The 17,767-nt window shown below is 65.8% G+C and carries 16 protein-coding genes; 4 read left to right on the top strand and 12 right to left on the bottom strand.

Going from position 1 to position 17,767, the window contains the following annotated elements:
- The 3 genes from JAB8_RS08560 to JAB8_RS08550 are packed head-to-tail and all read left to right on the top strand — an operon-like array spanning position 1 to position 2,323.
- Entirely contained in the window at positions 1–336 is a 336-nt protein-coding gene (locus tag JAB8_RS08560; protein WP_070289192.1) for a DUF3649 domain-containing protein, read from the top strand.
- Positions 333–1,955, top strand: coding sequence for a PepSY-associated TM helix domain-containing protein (locus JAB8_RS08555; RefSeq protein ID WP_070289191.1), 1,623 nt, complete (start codon positions 333–335; stop codon positions 1,953–1,955). Before JAB8_RS08560 ends, JAB8_RS08555 begins: the two co-directional genes overlap by 4 nt.
- On the top strand, positions 1,955–2,323 hold the full coding sequence (locus JAB8_RS08550) for a DUF3325 domain-containing protein (RefSeq protein ID WP_070221888.1): 369 nt from the start codon (positions 1,955–1,957) through the stop codon (positions 2,321–2,323). The genes JAB8_RS08555 and JAB8_RS08550 overlap by 1 nt, the downstream gene beginning before the upstream one ends.
- On the opposite strand, the gene JAB8_RS08545 is transcribed toward JAB8_RS08550, so the two are convergent.
- The 12 genes from JAB8_RS08545 to JAB8_RS08490 form a co-directional block, all read right to left on the bottom strand.
- Positions 2,310–4,118: an EAL domain-containing protein gene (locus JAB8_RS08545; RefSeq protein WP_083287620.1), complete on the bottom strand. Its 1,809-nt coding sequence runs from the start codon at positions 4,116–4,118 to the stop codon at positions 2,310–2,312. The two genes, JAB8_RS08550 and JAB8_RS08545, sit on opposite strands and share 14 nt — an antisense overlap.
- A 168-nt stretch (positions 4,119–4,286) precedes the next feature.
- On the bottom strand, positions 4,287–5,915 hold the full coding sequence (locus tag JAB8_RS08540; RefSeq protein WP_070289190.1) for a methyl-accepting chemotaxis protein: 1,629 nt from the start codon (positions 5,913–5,915) through the stop codon (positions 4,287–4,289).
- Between the two features lie 226 nt (positions 5,916–6,141).
- Positions 6,142–7,617 (bottom strand): xylulokinase, encoded by a 1,476-nt coding sequence (gene xylB, locus JAB8_RS08535; protein WP_070289189.1) that lies wholly within the window; start codon positions 7,615–7,617, stop codon positions 6,142–6,144.
- A 17-nt stretch (positions 7,618–7,634) separates the two neighbouring features.
- Positions 7,635–8,525, bottom strand: coding sequence for an AraC family transcriptional regulator (locus JAB8_RS08530; RefSeq protein ID WP_070289188.1), 891 nt, complete (start codon positions 8,523–8,525; stop codon positions 7,635–7,637).
- Between the two features lie 35 nt (positions 8,526–8,560).
- Entirely contained in the window at positions 8,561–9,697 is a 1,137-nt protein-coding gene (gene ugpC, locus JAB8_RS08525) for a sn-glycerol-3-phosphate ABC transporter ATP-binding protein UgpC (RefSeq protein ID WP_083287619.1), read from the bottom strand.
- A gap of 2 nt (positions 9,698–9,699) precedes the next feature.
- Positions 9,700–10,740: an NAD(P)-dependent alcohol dehydrogenase gene (locus JAB8_RS08520; RefSeq protein ID WP_070289187.1), complete on the bottom strand. Its 1,041-nt coding sequence runs from the start codon at positions 10,738–10,740 to the stop codon at positions 9,700–9,702.
- Between the two features lie 10 nt (positions 10,741–10,750).
- Positions 10,751–11,578, bottom strand: coding sequence for a carbohydrate ABC transporter permease (locus JAB8_RS08515; RefSeq protein WP_070289186.1), 828 nt, complete (start codon positions 11,576–11,578; stop codon positions 10,751–10,753).
- Positions 11,566–12,456 carry a sugar ABC transporter permease gene (locus tag JAB8_RS08510; RefSeq protein WP_070289259.1) on the bottom strand — a complete coding sequence of 297 codons (891 nt, stop codon included), beginning with the start codon at positions 12,454–12,456 and terminating at the stop codon, positions 11,566–11,568. Before JAB8_RS08510 ends, JAB8_RS08515 begins: the two co-directional genes overlap by 13 nt.
- Before the next feature lie 120 nt (positions 12,457–12,576).
- Positions 12,577–13,857, bottom strand: a complete 1,281-nt coding sequence (locus JAB8_RS08505; protein WP_070289185.1) for a sugar ABC transporter substrate-binding protein — start codon at positions 13,855–13,857, stop codon at positions 12,577–12,579.
- Between the two features lie 136 nt (positions 13,858–13,993).
- Positions 13,994–14,524 (bottom strand): GNAT family N-acetyltransferase, encoded by a 531-nt coding sequence (locus tag JAB8_RS08500; RefSeq protein WP_254679477.1) that lies wholly within the window; start codon positions 14,522–14,524, stop codon positions 13,994–13,996.
- 8 nt (positions 14,525–14,532) lie between these two features.
- The gene (locus tag JAB8_RS08495; protein WP_070289184.1) at positions 14,533–15,051 is read right to left on the bottom strand and encodes a GNAT family N-acetyltransferase; all 519 of its coding nucleotides are present in this window, start codon (positions 15,049–15,051) and stop codon (positions 14,533–14,535) included.
- Positions 15,052–15,087: 36 nt separating this feature from the next.
- Positions 15,088–16,362, bottom strand: a complete 1,275-nt coding sequence (locus JAB8_RS08490) for an amidohydrolase family protein (RefSeq protein ID WP_070289183.1) — start codon at positions 16,360–16,362, stop codon at positions 15,088–15,090.
- 382 nt (positions 16,363–16,744) lie between these two features.
- Here JAB8_RS08490 and phaP point away from each other — a divergent pair, with 382 nt between their 5' ends.
- Positions 16,745–17,647, top strand: a complete 903-nt coding sequence (phaP, locus tag JAB8_RS08485; RefSeq protein ID WP_070289182.1) for a TIGR01841 family phasin — start codon at positions 16,745–16,747, stop codon at positions 17,645–17,647.
- Positions 17,648–17,767: the final 120 nt, after the last annotated feature.

Genomic DNA, 17,767 nt, shown 5'->3' with positions numbered 1-17,767 from the left:
ATGCAAGCGCCTGCCATCATTAAAATGCCGCGCCTGCGGCTCTCCGCCGGGGTCATGTACCGCCTCGGCGTGGCGTCGCGCAGCGTGGCCGCCATCGCTGGCGGCTACGTGCTGGCCGCACTGATCACCATGCTGCTGTCGGTGAGCCTGCCCATGGCCCGTTCCGAAGCCGTCATGACGGCCACCCTGCTGTCGTTTGCCATCTACACCTGCGCCGTGATGTGGGTCTTCGCCACGCGCAGCGCCCTGCGCGCATGGCTGGGTCTCCTGATTCCGGCCGCCGTCATCGCCGCCATCCTGCAGTCAATGGGCGCACTATCCTGGAGTCTCGCATGAAAGAAGGTTTCCGCCAGTCGATGGCATGGCTGCACACCTGGTCCGGCCTGCTCGTCTGCTGGATCCTGCTGCTGGTGTTTTGCGCCGGCACGGCCAGCTACTACCGCAATGAAATCACCTTGTGGATGCAGCCCGAGCTGCACGGCGCCGCCGCCAGCGAAGTGAGCACCGAGGAAGCGGCCAAGGTCGCGCAGCAGGCGATGCAGGAGCGTGCCGACGGCGCCACGCGCTGGTTCATCAGCTTGCCCGGCGAGCGCAGCCCCGCCACGCAGCTGGGCTGGAGCAAGCCGTCGCAACCGGGCGAAAAGAAACGCGGACGGCGCGGCAATTTTCATAGCGAAAAAGCCGACCCGGCCACGGGCCAGGTGCTATCGAAGCCGCGCGAGACGCGCGGCGGCGAATTCCTCTACCGCCTGCATTTCGACCTGCACTACATGTCGGCCATCTGGGGCCGCTGGATCGTGGGTTTCTGCGCCATGTTCATGTTCGTCTCCATCATCAGCGGCATCGTCACGCACAAGCGCATCTTCAAGGACCTGTTTACCTTCCGGCCGAAAAAGGGCCAGCGCTCATGGCTCGACGCGCATAACGTGACGGCCGTGCTGGCCCTGCCCTACCACATCATGATCACCTACACGGGCCTGGTCACCCTGATGTTCCTGTACATGCCGTCCGGCGTCACGGCCGCCTACAAGGGCGACCAGGACGCCTTCTTCGCCGAAGCCTTCCCGGGCCGCTCGGGCGACAGCAAGCCGGCCGGCGTGGCCGCGCCGCTGACGCCGCTCGCGCCCCTCGTGCGCCAGGCGGAACAGCAGTGGGGCGGCAAGGTCGAGCGCATCTCCGTCAATCATCCGGGCGACGCCAACGCCACCATCACGCTGACGCGCGCCGGCGGACGCGACATGTCGTCGAAGCAGCCGTCGATGGAATTCGACGGCGTGTCCGGCAAGCTGCTGTCGACCGACGGCGAGGCGCAGCCTGGCGCGGCCGCCACGCAAGGCGTGATGGTCGGCCTGCACGTCGCGCATTTCGGCGGCCCGCTGCTGCGCGCCCTGTTCTTCCTCTCCGGCCTGGCCGGCTGCGCCATGGTCGCCACGGGCGCCCTGCTGTGGGCCGTCAAGACGCGCCAGAAGCAGGCCAAGGCGCTGGCCGCCGGCAAGCGCGCCAGCTTCGGCCTGCGCCTGGTCGAAGCGCTCAACATCGGCGCCATCGCCGGCATCCCGATCGCCTTCGGAGCCTACTTCTGGGCCAACCGCCTGCTGCCGGCGGCGATGGAGGAGCGCTCGAAAGAGGAAATCGCCTGCTTCTTCGGCGCCTGGGCCCTGGCCGCCATCATCGCCCAGCTGCGCCCGTCGCGTGCCATGTGGCGCATGCAGCTGGCCGCCGGCGCCTTCCTGCTCGCGGCGCTGCCCGTGCTGAACGTCTTCACCACCCATTCGCACCTGGGCGTGACCCTGTTCCTGGGGCGCGGCCCCGTGGCGGTGGCCGCCTTCGACCTGGTGGTGCTGGTGCTGGGCCTGGGCCTCGCGTATGCGGCGTTCAAATTGAAACCGCTGCCCGTGAAAGCCTCCAAACCAGCACCGGCCAAGCCGGCGCCGACGACGATGGAGGCCGCTTGATGGAACTGTTAGCCAATTTCCTCGTCTTCGCGCTGTGCTACGCGGGCCTGTCTTCGCTGTGCCTGGCCATGGACCGCCACTACGCCGACCTGCACGGGCGCGGCGCCGAACCGCCCGCCCCGCTGCGCCGCCGCCTGCAGTGGACGGGCTGGCTGGCGCTGGCGGCCGGCCTGGCCTGGGCCATGCACATCGCCGGCGGCGGCTATGGCCTCGTCTACTGGGTCGGCAGCCTGACGGGCTGCGGCTTGCTGCTGATCTGGCTGCTGCCGTATGCGCCGCGCCAGGCCATGCGCCTGGCGCGCGTCATCGGCGGCGCGGCCGTGCTGGCCGCCGTGCTGCTGGCGGCGCTGTCCGTCAGGCCGGGCTAGGCGACTTGAGCAGCGCCTCGATGCCTTCGGGCGCCATGGCGCGGCCGAGAAAATAGCCGAACGCCTCGTCGCAGCCCATCTCGGCCAGCAGTTCCAGCTGCTCGCCGCTTTCCACGCCGCCGGCGATGGTGCGCAGTCCGAGCGTGCGCGCCATCGCCACGATGGCGCGCACCATGGCGCCATCGCCGCCCGGCTTGTCCAGGTCGTCGATGAAACACTTTTCGATCTTCACGGCATCCGTGGGAAAGCGTTTCAGGTAAGTGAGCGAAGCGTCGCCCGTGCCGAAATCGCTGATGGCAATCGCCATGCCCAGCTCGCGGAACTGGCGCAGTATCAGCTCGCAGTTCTGGTTGCTGTCGATCAGAATGCCGGCGGCGATTTCCAGTTCGATGCAATGGCCCGGCACGCCGGCCGCCTGCAGCGCGGCGGCGAAATTGCGCGCGATATCGCGCTGGTAGAACTGGCGCGCCGACAGGCTGACGGACACCGTCAGCATCTGCCCCTGCGCAATCCAGCCGCGCGCCTGCTCCACGGCCGTGGCCAGCACCCAGGCGCCCACCGGCAGGATCAAGGCACTTTCCTCCAGCACCGGCAAGAAGTCGAGCGGCATCATCAAGCCCAGTTCCGGGTGCTTCCAGCGCAGCAGCGCCTTCACGCCCGTGATCCTGCGCGTCTTCAAGTCCATGCGCGGCTGGTAGAACAGGGCGAATTCATCGCGTTCGAGCGCGTGGCGCAGGGCCGTCTCGAGGATGGTGCGCGAATACGACTGCGTCTGCATGCGCGGCGCATAGCGCTGGCAAGTACCGGGTGCGTGGCGCTTGGCCGCATACATGGCCAGGTCGGCCTTTTCGATCAGCGCATTGACGTCGTCGTCGTCGTCCGGATACAGGGCCACGCCCACGCTGGCCGCCACCGACAGGCTGTACTCGCCGATGACGAAGGGCGCGGCGATGGCGGCGACGATCTTTTCGGCCACCCGTTCGGCATCGTGCGCCGTGCGCAGTTCCGTCAGCAGGATGATGAATTCGTCGCCGCCCTGGCGCGCCACCGTATCGACCTTGCGCACGCACTGCTGCACCCGGCGCGCGAACTCCGTCAGCACCTGGTCGCCCACGTCGTGCCCCAGGCTGTCGTTGATGGATTTGAAACGGTCGATGTCGACGAACAGCACGGCCAGCAAACCCTGGTGGCGGCGCGCGTAGGCGATGCCGTGCTCGAAGCGGATCTGGAAATGCAGGCGGTTCGGCAGTCCCGTCAAGCCATCGTGGTGGGCGATGAATTCCAGCTGCTGCTCGGCGCGCCTGCGGGCCGACACATCGTGCAGCAGCAGCACCGCGCCGCCCTGCGCCAGCGGCGCGCAGCTGTACTGCACGTCGATGCGCTTGCCGTCGAGATGGCGCAGCAGCACGGCGCCGCGCGCCACTTCCAGCACCTCCTGCCGCGCCACGCAGTCACGCACCTGGCGCGCCGCATCGATGGGCGTGCCGTCATGGAACAGCGGCAGCAACCCGGTCACGGGCTGGCCCAGGCCATCGTCGCCCAGCAGCCCGCCCATGGCGCTGGCGCGGGGATTCAGATACTGCACCACGCCGTCGTGGTCGGTGCCGATGACGGCGGCCGGCAAGGCGTGCAGCAGCGCCAGCGCATCCGCCATGCGCCGCGCCTGCGCCGCCTGCAGCACCGCGCCGGTCGCATGACGCATGCGCCACGTGCGCGCCGCGCGCCACTGGCAGGCCAGCAGCACGGCGAGCACCATGGTCAGGGTCAGGCACAGCGCCAGCAGCAGCGCCGTCATGCGTCACCCGGCAGGCGGAACGTAGGGAACATGGTTTTCCTTTGCAACGCGCGCCATGCGGCCGGGCGCAGATACATGCTGAAAGGAAATAGTATAAGAATTTTGGCGCGATATTTGCCTGATCGGGTGCCGCTTGACTGGCATCAAGCGGCGCCGGGCACGCCGGCTTCAGGCCAGCGACAGCTTTCGCGCCAGGGCGGCGCCCGCCGATGCGGCCACACCGGGCGTGCCGTGCAGCTTGAAGATGCTGACGGCGTCGGCCAGGCTGGCCGCCTGCTGCTGCAGCGCGTCCGCGGCGGCGGCGGCCTGCTCCACCAGGGCCGCGTTCTGCTGCGTCACGCCATCCATCTGGCTGATGGCGATGCTGATCTGCTCGATGCCGTCGCGCTGTTCCACGCTGGCCACGGCGATCTCGCCGATGATGGCGTTGACGCGCTGCACGCTGCTCACCACCTCATCCATCGTGCGCCCGGCCTGGCCGGCCAGCACGCTGCCCTCTTCCACCGTGCGCACGGATTCGCCGATCAGCTGCTTGATTTCCATGGCCGCCACGGCCGAGCGGTGCGCCAGGCTGCGCACTTCGCTGGCCACGACGGCGAAGCCGCGTCCCTGCTCGCCCGCGCGCGCCGCTTCCACGGCCGCATTCAGGGCCAGGATATTCGTCTGGAAAGCGATGCCGTTGATGACGCCGATGATGTCGACGATGCGCTTCGAGGAGGCATTGATATGGTTCATGGTTTGCACCACCTGCGCCACGGCCGCGCCGCCCCGCTGCGCCACGTCGGACGCGCCGCCGGCCAGCTGGCGCGCCTGGTCGGCGTTGTCGTTATTCTGCCGCACGGTGGTGGTCAGCTCGATCATCGAGGCGGCCGTTTCTTCCAGCGAACTGGCTTGTTCTTCCGTGCGCGACGACAAGTCCATATTGCCGCTGGCAATTTCACCGGACGCCAGGGCGATGGCGTCCGTGCCGACGCGCACCCTGCCGACGATGGCGGCCAGGTTGCCGCTCATCGCTTTCAGCGCACGCAGCAGGTCCCCGATTTCATCGCGGCTGCCGCCGGCCACCACGGCGCGCAGGTCGCCGGCCGCCACTTGCTGGGCGATGCCGACGGCCGCGCCCAGCGGCACCGTGATGCTGCGGATCAGCCACCACACGGTGACGCTGCCGACGACCAGGGTCACCAGCACGGTGACGAGCATGGCGATGCTGGCGCTGCGGTGCGCGGCGTCATCCTGCTCCTTCATCTGCGCCATCAGGCTGTGAGACTGCTTGCCGATGGCCGCGACGATGGCGTCAATCTGCCGCGTCGGTTCGCGGTCCATGCCCTTGACCAGCGCATCGACCATCTGGGCGCTGTCGGCGCGCGCGCCATCAAATTTTTGCAGCGCCGCCAGGTAGCTCACGCCCAGCGCATCGTGCGCCTGCAGCGCACGCTCGACGGGCGCCGTATCGAGTTTCAATGCCTCCATCATGGCCTGCAGGCCTTTCAATTCCTTGCGCGTCTGCGCGCCGCTGGCGACGAACGCTTCGCGGTAGCGCTGGAAGGCGGCCGCGTCGCCGCCGCGCAGCAGGATGTTTTTCCATTCCTGCACCTGGATCTTGAATTCCACCTGCGCGCTGCGCGCCGCGTCGACGGCTTCCGTCAGTGCCACGGAGCGCTGCATGGCTTCGTTGCTGCGCGCGCTGGCCGCGTCGAGCGCGCTCCAGCCGCGTGCGCCGACGAACACCAGCGCAAGAAAGAAGAAGGCGCCCAGCAGACCCAGGCGGACGGAGATTTTCAGATTCGCGAGTTGCATATGTTTCTCCCGGCGGCAAGAACAGGATGGCAACAAAGGCGTCGCCAAATCTATCCAATTCCCACCAAACAGGGAAATCATGCGGCCCGCCCCGCGAAAAACCAAGCGGCGCTTTCGCTAGAGAAACACTTTCAACATAGAAACAACAAATTACACGGGAAGATTGACTGTCTGGCCATATTCCCATCGACGCAGCATGGCCGGGCCGGCAATCTTGCCGGCCACGTCAGCGCGTTGCCGCCGCCGCCCCCGCGAATTCTTCGCACAACAGCGGATACAAACGCCGGTAGCGCGCCAGACGTTCGTCCAGCACACCGGAGGCCTGCGGCGCCACCGTTTCCTGCACGGCCGGGCGCGTGCACACTTGCGCAGGCGGCAAGCCCGTCGCCGCCATCTGCGCCAGGCGCGCCGCGCCCAAGGTGCCGCCGGCCACGCCGTGATCGTGGCGCAGCACGTGCAAGCTCGAGGCATTTGCGCACAGCTGGGCCCAGAAGCGGCTGCGCGAGCCGCCGCCGACGAACGACGCTTCCTTCAGATGCGTGCCGGCGCTGCGCAGGGCCGCATTGCCGTCGGCCATGGCAAAGGCCACGCCTTCCATCACGCTGTAGGCCAGTTCCGCGCGCCCGTGTTCCGTCGACAATCCGAAAAACACGCCGCGCGCGGAAGCGTCGTTGTGCGGCGTGCGCTCACCGCTCAAATACGGCAGGAAGACGGGGGCCGTGCGCGCCTCGACGTTTTCCGCCAGCGTCACCAATTCGCCGATGTCGTTCGACTGCGTCAGCCGCGCCACCCAACTGAGGCTGGACGCGGCGCTGAGGATCACGCTCATCTGGTGCCAGCGCTCGGGCAGGCAATGGCAGAACGCGTGCACGCCCTGGCCCGGATTGGGCGCGAAGCCGTCGCTGCCGGCGAACAGCACGCCCGAAGTCCCCAGCGACAGCAGGCCGGCGCCCGGCTCCACCACGCCCAGGCCGACAGCCGCCGCGGCGTTGTCGCCCGCGCCGCCGGCCAGCACGACCGCGTGCGCAATGCCCCATTCCTGGCACAGCGAGGGGCGCACCTGCGCGGCGGCATGGCTGCCTTCGACCAGGCGCGGCATGTGCTCACGCGTGAGGCCCGTGGCGGCCAGCATGCGTTCGGACCAGTCGCGTTTGGCCACGTCCAGCCACAGGGTGCCGGAAGCGTCGGACATGTCGGACACATACTCGCCCGTCAGGCGCAGGGCCACGTAATCCTTGGGCAGCAGGACCTTGGCCGTGGCGCGGAACAGCGATGGCTCGTACTTTTGCAGCCACAGCAGCTTGGGCGCCGTGAAACCGGGCATGGCCTGGTTGCCCGTGATGGCGCGCGACTCGGGCACCAGCGCCTCGAGTTCCACGCATTCGGCAAAGGCGCGCGTGTCGTTCCACAGCATGGCCGCGCGCAGCACGTGCTGCTGCTTGTCGAGCAGGGTGGCGCCATGCATCTGGCCCGACAGGGCGATGCCGCGCAAGCCGGAAAACGCCACCGGCTGCGCGGCGCGGATGGCGGCGATCACGTCCAGCGTGGCATGCCACCAGTCTTCGGGATTCTGCTCCGACCAGCCGGGATGGGGGCTGGAGACGCGCAGGGTCACGCCAGCGCTGGCAAGGATGGTCTGCGCGTCATCGGTGAGGATGGCCTTGACTTCGGAAGTGCCGATATCGATACCGAGATAAGTCATTTGATTCCAAAAGAGAGTTAAGAATGGCCGTCGCCGGACGGCTCGGGCATGTTCATCAGCAGGCAGGAGCGGAACTTCGACGGCGACATCTGCTTGTGGGCCAAAAACTGGCGGTTGAAATTGGAAAGGTTGTTGAAGCCCGTGCGGTAGCAGATATCGGTGACCTTCATGTCCGTGTTCATCAGCAGCTCGCAGGCCAGCGCGATGCGCTCCTGGTTCACGTATTGAATGAACGAGGTGCCCGTATGCTTGCGAAAAAAGCGCGTAAATTTCAAGGTGTTCATCTCCGCCACGTCGGCCACGTCCTGCTCGCAAAAATCGAGCGTGATGTTCTGCTTGATGTAGGCCAGCACCAGGTTGATGGTCGACGACATGTAGCGGCCCGCCTGCGCCAGATAGGTCACGCTGGCCAGGGGCCGCCGCTCGCGGCACTCGCACAGCTCGCCGAACAAACGCGTAAACAGTTCGACCCGGCGCAAGCCCTGCGCCGTCGTCAATTCCTTCATCAGCGGCACCAGGCGCAGGCCCAGCGCATCGGGAAATTGCAAGCCCCTGGCGGCCTCGCCCAGCAGGCTTTTCAGGGGCGCCATTTCCGGGAACAGCAGCGCGCAACGCTCGATGAAATCGCTGGAAAACTGCAGCACCAGGTCGCGCTCGGGCAGCACCACGCCTTCCGGCAGTTCGCTGACCCAGTTATGCGGCAGGTTCGGCCCTGTCAGGATCAGATTGCCCGCCCCGTAACTGCCGATATGGTCGCCGATAAAAAATTTGCCGTTCGATGTGATGATGAAGTGCAGTTCGTACTCGGGATGAAAATGCCATTTCGCCACGGTGTGCGGAAAGCCGTGCGCCCACGCGCGAAACGATTCGTGGATCGGTTTGTGGATCAGTTCCAGGTCAGGCGTCACGGCAGTTCCCTTGCGCGGTCTCGTTGCCAGCTATTCTAACCACTTACCTGAGTACCGACCGCCACGGCCAGCCCGCTGTCGGCGTCGAACAGGTGCATGTGCTCCTCGTCGAAGGCCAGCGCCAGGGTCTGCCCCACCTGCGCCGCGCTGTTGGCCGCATTCGCCGGCAGCAGGGCCGACAGGCTCAAGGCGCCGCACTGGAAGCTGATCAGCGCTTCGGCCCCCAGCAGCTCGACCAGGTCGATCACGCACGCCAGGCCATGCGTACCTGACGGCTGCTGCGTTTGTGCCTGCGCTTGCGCCGCGCGCAAGTGGTTCGGGCGCAGGCCGAAGACCACGCGCGCGCCCGCCTGCAGCGCTGCGAAGCGGGGCGACGTCAATGGCCAGCGGTAGCCGGCGCACACGAGCAGCGTTTGCCCGCCGTCTTTTTCGACGACGCCATCGATGAAGTTCATGGCCGGCGTGCCGATGAAGCCAGCCGCGAACAGGGTGCGCGGATGGTTGTACAGTTCCGCCGGCGTGCCGATCTGCTCGATATGCCCGCCCTTCATCAGCACCACCCTGTCGGCCAGAGTCATGGCCTCGAGCTGGTCGTGCGTGACGTACAGGGTGGTGGTGCGCAGACGCCGGTGCAATCGCTTGATGTCGGCGCGCAGCTGCGCGCGCAGCTTGGCATCCAGGTTTGACAGCGGTTCGTCGAACAGGAACACCTGCGGCGTCTTGATCATGGCGCGCGCGATGGCCGTGCGCTGCTGCTGGCCGCCCGACATGGCGCGCGGCTTGCGCTCCAGCAGGCTGTCCAGGCTGAGGATGGCCGCCACCTCGCGCACGCGGCGCTCGATCTCGTCATTCGGCACCTTCAAGCGGCGCAAGCCGAAGGCGATGTTGTCGTACACCGTCATGTGCGGATACAGCGCGTAGTTCTGGAACACCATCGCCACGTTGCGCGCGCGTGGCGGCAAATCGTTGACGATGGCGCCGCCGATGTGCAGCTCGCCGCCGCTGATGTCTTCCAGGCCCGCGATCATGCGCAGCAGAGTCGACTTGCCGCAGCCCGAAGGCCCCAGCAGGACGATGAATTCGCCGTCGGCGATCTCCAGGTCGAACGGCTGCAGCACGGCCGTCTTCTGGTCATAGGTCTTGTGCAGCTGCCTGCAGGCGATATTTGCCATGATCAGTCTCCTGCCAGTTCGATTTGTATCTTGACGTCGCGCGGATGGCCCTGGGCCGCTTCCTCGAACGCCTGCACGCCGTCGGCAAAGCCGAAGGTGCGCGAAATGAAGGGTTTCACGTCGATCTTGCCCGAGGCGAGCAAGGCGATGGCGCGCGGGAAGATGTTCGCGTAGCGGAACACCGACTCGATGCGCACTTCCTTGGCCTGGATGGCGACGATATCGAAAGGCACCTTATCCGGCGGCATGCCGACCAGCACCAGGCAGCCGTTCGGGCACAGCAGGTCGACGATGTGCTCGTAGGCGCGCATGCTGCCGCTGGCCTCGAAGACGATGTCGGCGCCCCAGCCATCCGTCAGCTCGCGCACCGTGTCGGCCAGGCTGGCCTGGCGCACGTCGACCGTGGTCACGGCCGCGTTATCGGCGAACAGGGCCAGCTTTTCCGGCACCAGGTCGGCCAGGATCACGCGCGAGCAGCCGCCCGCCAGCGCCGCCAGCGCAGTCATCGCGCCAATGGTGCCGGCACCGATGACCACCGCCACGTCGCCCGGCTTGATGGCCGCCTTCTTGGCCGCCTGCAGGCCGATGGCCAGCGGCTCGACGATGGCGCCTTCGCCGAAGCTGACGTTGTCGGGCAGCCTGAAGGTGAATGCGGCAGGATGCACGACGTACGGCGTGAGGCAGCCGTGGATGGGCGGCGTGGCCCAGAAGCGCACGGCCGGGTCGAGGTTGTACAGGCCGCGCATGGTGGCCGGCGAGTCGAACTGCGGCACGCCCGGCTCCATGCAGACGCGGTCGCCCGCTTTCAAATGCGTCACCTCATCCCCCACTTCCGCCACCACGCCGGACGCTTCGTGGCCGAGCACCATCGGTGCTTCGACGGCGAAGGGGCCGATCTTGCCGTGCTTGAAGTAATGCACGTCGCTGCCGCAGATGCCGACAGTATGAATCTTGATCTTCACGTCGCGCGGGCCGACGACGAGCAGCATGTCGATGTCGCGCAAGGTGATTTTTTCCGCCTGTTCCAATACGAGTGCTTGCATGATGAATTCCTTATTTATGTTTGAGCATGGAGTTGAGCAGCCGTCCCAGGATGCCGACGAACAGCAGCGGCGGCAGCGCCAGCAGCACGGTGGAAGCGTTCACCACGCCCCACGGCACTTCCTGGCCCATCGAGGTAAACGCCGACGCCACCACGGGCAGGGTCATGCTTTTCGACGAGGTGAGCGCCAGCGCGATCATCAGTTCATTCCAGACCAGCACGAAGCTGAAGACGATGCCGCCCATCAGGGTCTTCGAGGCCACCGGCAGGGCCACGTGCCAGAACACCTGGTAGGGGCCGTAGCCGTCGAGCGCGGCCGCTTCCTCGATCTCCTTCGGAATGCGGGCAAAGGCGGGAATCGACAGCCAGATGATGGTCGACAGGGTCACCAGCAGATACGTCACCACCATCGACAGGCGCGAGTCGTACAGGCCCAGGTCGATCCAGATCGAGATCAGCGGAATGGCGACGGCCACGGGCGGCAAAAAGCGCAGGGACAGCAGGAAGAACTGGATATCCTTCTTCGCCGGAATCGGATAGCGGGCGATCGCATATGCGGCCGGCACACCGAGCACGGCGCCGGCAAGCACGGCCACGCCGACGATGGCCACGCTGTTGCCCAGTCCCGTGAGTACCTCGGGGCTGGCCAGCACCTGCTGGTAGTTGGCCAGGGTCGGGCTGAAGAAAAAGCGCGGCACGGGCGTGACGATGTCCATCAGCTCCTTGAAGGAATTGAGCACGGCCCACAGGATGGGAAACAGCGCCACCAGGATAATCACGGTGGTGATGGCGGTGGTGGTGACGGCGCCAGCGCCGCGCGTCAGAGTCAGTTTTCCCATTTGGCGACCCGCTTCCAGAGTAAAGTGAAGATGACAGTCGTGGCGAGCATCATCAGCACGGCCATGCTGGACGCGTACGACACCTTGCCCATCAGGCCGATGCCTTGCGCGTACGCGTACATGTCCAGCGTTTCGGTGGAGATGCCGGGGCCGCCCTTGGTCATCACGTAGATCAGGTCGAACGAGCGCAGCGACTCGACCATCTTGATGAACACGAGGCTCATGATCGGCACCTTGAGCATCGGCAGCGCGATGTAGGCATACACCTGGAGCGTGCTGGCGTAATCGAGGCGCGCCGCTTCCAGCGGTTCGGCTGGCAGGGTTTCGAGCAGCTTCAGGATGACGGCGCCGAAGAACAGGCCCCACTGCCAGATATCGACCAGCGCCACCGCGTACAGGGCCGTGGCCGGGTCGGACAGCAAGGCCGTGCCGCCCAGGCCCACGCATTCGAGCAGCCAGTTCAAAATGCCCATCAGCGGCGAATACATGAACTTCCAGATGAAAGCGGCCGACACGCGCGGCAGCAGCACGGGCACGATCAGCAGCAGCGCGAGAAGATCGCGCGTGCGTCCCTTGACTTTCTCGAACAGGAACACGGCCAGCAGCACGCCGACGAGCAGCGAGCCGGCCACGGTGACCACTTCCCAGATGGCCGATACCTGCACGGCATTGAGGAAGCGGCGGTCGCCGAACAGGCGGATGAAATTGGCGAAGCCGACGTAGTCGCTGTCGCTGTAGCGCAGCACGCGGTTTTGCAGGGCCAGGTTGATGGCGGCGATGCTGGGCACCAGGCCCAGTACCAGCAGGACCAGCAGCGGCAGCGTCAGGAACACGGCCGGCAGCCAGGTGTGGCGTTTCTTGCGGATGGTATGCGGCATGGTCATAGCTTTCAAACGAGAACGGACAAGCGCTGGCGTTACCCCAAAAGCAAGAGCTGGGGTCAGACCCGTCGGGTCTGCCCCCTGGTTTTAGCTGGTGGAGTCGTTGGCGATATGGGCTTATTTACGCTTGCTGGCCCGCTGCATCACTTCCGTCGCATACTCGTTGGCCTCATCGAGCGCGCTTTGCACGTCGCCGCGCGTGCCCGTAAACACCTCCTCCAAAACTACGCCCAGGTTGTCGCCGATGTCCGGCCACTCGGGGCTGGGCCAGATGGTGACGCGCGAGACGGGCGTGGTGTCCGTCAGGCCCGCCTGGATCTGCGGCTTGACGTGCTTGCGGAAGTACTCGCTGGCGATGGTGCTGCTGCGGTTGTAGTCGCTGAAGACGTTGTCCTTCAGGCGCGCCTGTTCCTGCTCCTTGCCCGTGGCCCAGGCGATGAACTTGCCGGCCGCCTGACGCGTGCATTCATCCTTCGCGCCCGTGGCGGAGATGGCCAGGCCGTGGCCATACGCGGCCGATGGCAGCGGCGATGGCGGGCGCGCATAGCCCACCTTGTCGACCACCGAGGATTTCTTCGGGTCTTCCATCCAGTCGGCGAACGGCGTCGATTCGATCATGAACGCCACCTTGCCCGACCTGAATGCTTCGAGCGCGTTGCTCCAGTCGTAGGTGGCGCCGCCCGGCGGCGAATACTTGAACAGTTCGCGGTACAGGGTGGTGGCCTTCACGGCCTGCGGCGAATTGAAGGCCGGCACGCCATTGTTTTCCCACTTGCCGCCGGCGGCCAGCATGAACGGCGCCCAGCGCCACACATTCATGCCCGAGCCGCGCTGGCCGCGCGCCGCCCAGCCGTACACGTTCGGCGGGTTGTTGAGTTTTTTCACGGCGGCGACCAGTTCGTCGAGCGTCTTCGGCACGGCGATGCCGGCCTTTTCCAGCAGGTCGCGGCGGTAGAACAGGAAGTCGCTGCCGCCGATCAGGGGCGCGAAATACGCCACACCCTTGTACGAGGCGACGGCGCGGCGGCCCGGCAGGAAGTCGTCGTAGTCGGCATCCTTGGGCAGGTATTTGAGCAGGGGGACGACCCAGCCGGCCGTGGCGAATTCGGCCACGTTGGCTTCGTCGATGTAATAGATCTGGTAGGAGCCGGCCTTGGTGGAAGCGTCGAGCCTAGCCTTGGAGCGGCGATCGTTTTCGCCGAAATAGCTGATCTGCACCTTGGTGCCGTTTTTCTTTTCATACTCGGCCAGGGTCTTTTCCATCACAGTCAGGCCCAGGCTTTTTTGCGCCAGCACCTTGAGGACGGGCACCGAGCAGCTTTGCGCCGATGCCGCCGGCATCGATGCACAGGCGGCGGACATGACGCCGCCCCATGCAATAGCAGTAACGATTTTCATCACGAGTCTCCAGTTTTTATAGTCCGGCGGTCTTCCACCGGTATGCCAACTATAAAAACAAAGACTGCGCGCCACCACTACAAAAGCGGCCAGATTTTAAATACTATTTTTCAGCCTGACGATACGCCTTGTCCATTCAATCCAGACGAAAATCGCGGCGGTAGACATTCGTATCCTTGCCATCCGGCTGGCGGCGCGTAAAGCGCTCGAAGCGCAGCCCCAGCTTGTTGAGCAGATTGATCGACGCCTGGTTCTGCAGCGAGGTGATGCCGTACAGGGTGGGCATGCGCAGCACGTGCTGCGCATGCCGCACGATGGCCGCCGCCGCCTCCCAGGCATAGCCCTGGCCCCAGTAGGCGGGGCGCACGGCATAGCCGATATCGGGGCCGGGCAGGCTGTCGCGGCGCACCAGGCCGGCCATGCCCACGGGCGCGCCGTCGCTGCGGCGTTCGACGATGTACAGCGAATAACCGTGTTCGCGGAACTGCGCCATCGGTCCCGACTCCAGCGCGGCGCGGGCCGCTTCCAGCGTGTGGATGTTGCGCTGGCCGATGTTGGCGATCCACGACGGGTCGTTGACCAGCTCCATGTAGAAGGCAGCATCGTCCAGGGCGGCCGTGCGCAGGCGCAGACGGGGCGTCTCGATGACGGTAATCGGCTCTGTCATGGCGCCGCTCATGCCGGCCACTGCATCGGGTCGGTCAGCAGCTGGTACATCACGTAGGCGTCGACATAGCCGAGCTGCGCGTGGCGATAGGCCAGCGGCAGGGTAGCGACCACCGTGAAGCCCAGTTTTTTCCACAAGGTGACGGCGGCCAGGTTGGTGCTGACGACGAAGTTGAACTGCATCGCCAGGTAGCCCGCGCGGCGCGCCTCTTCCATGCAGTGCACGCCCATCAGGCGGCCCACGCCCACGCCTTGCGCGGCGGGATCGACCATGAACGAGGCATTGGCCACGTGCGATCCATGGCCCGGCTGGTTCGCCACCAGCTTGTACATGCCCAGCAGGCGCTCGCTGCCCATCACGGCGACGAAGCTTTGCACGCCGGGACCGAACCAGTAGGCGTGACACTCTTCGCGCGAGGTATCGGCGGGGAAGGTATAGGTGTCGCCAGCGGCCACCAGGACCTGGAAGATGGCCCACATGGCGTCGAAATCGGCTTCGTTGGCCGGGCGGATATCAATTTCTTTCAAGGCGGTGCTCCCAATGACAAGTGATGGCCGATTGTATCAGCGCCCCAGGCGGAAGTTCACACTGTCGGGCCGCCCCGGCAGGTGCAGGCGCGATTGCGCGCGCGGCGCCTCGCTGACGACTTTCCCGCGGCGCAGCACCAGGCGCCGCGCCGCGCGTAGGCGCAGCGCTTCCACGGTACTGCCGCAATCGAGGATCAGCAAGTCCGCGTGGCAGCCGGGCGCGATGCCGTAGCCGTCCAGGCCCAGGATGCGCGCCGGCGTCTCCGTCACGGCCAAAAAACACTCGTGCATCGCCTGCTGGCCCGTCATCTGCGCCACGTGCAGTCCCATGTGCGCCACTTCCAGCATGTCGCCGGAACCGAGGCTGTACCACGGGTCCATCACGCAGTCGTGGCCGAAGGCGACGGGAATGCCGGCGGCCAGCATCTCGGGCACGCGCGTCATGCCGCGCCGCTTCGGATACGTATCGTGACGCGCCTGCAGGGTGATGTTGATGAGGGGGTTGGCGATGGCCGCCACGCCCGCCTCGCGGATCAGTGGCAGCAGTTTGCTCACATAATAATTGTCCATCGAATGCATGGACGTCAGGTGCGAGCCCGTCACCCTGCCCTGCAACCCCAAGCGCTGGCTGTGGAAGGCCAGGGTTTCGATGTGGCGCGACAGCGGGTCGTCCGATTCGTCGCAATGCATGTCGACCATCAGGCCCCGCTCGCAGGCGAATTCGCACAGCAGGCGCACGGATTCCGCGCCGTCGGCCATGGTGCGCTCGAAATGCGGGATGCCGCCCACCACGTCGACGCCCATGGCGATCGCGCGTTTTAGATTATCGAAGGCGCCGGGACTGCGCAGGATGCCGTCCTGCGGAAAGGCCACCAGCTGCAAATCGAGATACGGCGCCACTTGCCGCTTGACGTCGAGCAGCGCTTCGACGGCCAGCAGGCGCGGGTCGCAGATATCCACGTGCGAGCGGATCGCCAGCAGGCCGCGCGCCACGGCCCAGTCGCAATACTGCAGGGCGCGTTCGACCAGCGCGTCCTGCGTCAGTTGCGGTTTCAGCTCGCCCCACAGGGCGATGCCTTCGAGCAGGGTGCCGGAGGCGTTGACGCGCGGCAGGCCATAGCTGAGCGTGGCGTCCATGTGGAAGTGGGCGTCGACGAAGGGCGGCGTGACGAGGTCGCCGGCGGCGTCGATCTCTTGCACGCCCGTCACGGGCAAGGCGGGGCCGACGGCGGCGATGCGGCCGCCCTCGATGGCGATATCGATGGCGCGGCGCCCGTCGGGCAGGCTGGCATTGCGGATGACTAGGTCCATGCGGACACTCCTTCGGTTGACGACTGTGTCTGGTGTTTCAGTGAATGATCATTTACATATTTCTCGCGGATGTTGCAGTGCAAGAAACAAGGCACTGGCAAAAGCGTAGCCATAGATTCCTTGGCAGCGCTTTGCGCGCGCGCAAACTTCCCGCAAATGCCGCCAGGCGCATGAATAGCGCAAAACATACGGCGCACGCCCTTGAGAAAATAACTTTCAACTAACTCGAATCACCGCTAGAATATTCATATTGCGTTGCATCATAAAAAGTCTATGATCAGCTATTCAGCACGCTACCCACTTTACAAAACGCGGCCAACTCTGGTTTTCGGGATTTTGCAGAGCGTTTTGCCAGCATTTTAATCCGTACAAAGGAGTAAATATGTTTCCGCTTCCTGAACAATTTTCCAGCGCCGCCAAGTCGCAACTGGAAAGCCAGCTGCAAATCTTCAGCCTTCTGACCAGCAAAGTCTTTGAAAGCGCCGAAAAAATCATCGCCCTGAACCTGAACGCCGGCAAGGCCGCCATCTCGCAGACGGCGGAAACGGCGCAGCACCTGCTCGTTACGCAGGACCCGCGCGACTTCTTCAGCTACAGCACCAGCCAGGCGCAGCCAAGCATCGAGAGCGTGCTGGCCTACAGCCGCCAGCTGTTCGGCATCGCCTCGGGCACGCAGGCGGAATTGCTGGCCTCGGCCAAGGCCCGCCTCGATGCGGTCGCGCCAGCCGCCGCAACGGCCCCGGCTCCTGCCGCAGCCAAGCCCGCGCTGGCCGTCACCCCGCCTGCACCTGCACCAGCGCCGGCGCCGGCAGCGGCACCTGCCCCCGTTGCCGCCAAGCCTGCCGAAGTAGCCAAGCCGGCCGAAGTAGCCAAACCGGCCGCCAAGGCTGCGCCAGCCCGCGCTCCTGTTGCCGCGCCGGCAGCCAAGCCAGCGGCAGCGCCTGCCAAGGTTGCCGAGAAGGTTGCCGACAAGCCCGCCGCCAAAGCGGTGGAAGCCAAGCCGGCGGCCAAACCGGCAGCCAAGCCGGAAGCGGCCAAGCCCGCACCGGCTCCTGCCGCAGCACCAGCGAAAGCGGCCGCGGCCGCGCCAGCCCCCGCCAAGCCGACCGCGAAATCATTTCCTACGAGCAAACCGGCCGCCAAGCCGGCCAGCGCCGCCGGCAAGACCGTGGCCAGGGCCGCCGTGAAGCACGCCCCTGCGCCGGCAGCCAAGGCAGCGCCCAAGGGCACGCCATCGAAACAGCTCGACATGCTGGGCGGCGGCAAAGGCAGCGGCCGCAAGTAAGCCGCGCGCACGGTACTGACGCAGCAAAACAACGGGCTACGGCCCGTTTTTTGCGTGCTCGTCCACAGCGCGCTTTTCCGCCTTGTTGTATCCTACGCGTACTTTCCGTCCGCGTGCCCG

Origin of the sequence: Janthinobacterium sp. HH106, from assembly GCF_001758725.1 — a bacterium.
In the GTDB taxonomy this organism is placed as follows: domain Bacteria; phylum Pseudomonadota; class Gammaproteobacteria; order Burkholderiales; family Burkholderiaceae_D; genus Janthinobacterium.
The sequence above is the reverse complement of the archived record's forward strand: the minus strand, read 5'-3'. Positions and strand labels throughout refer to the sequence as shown.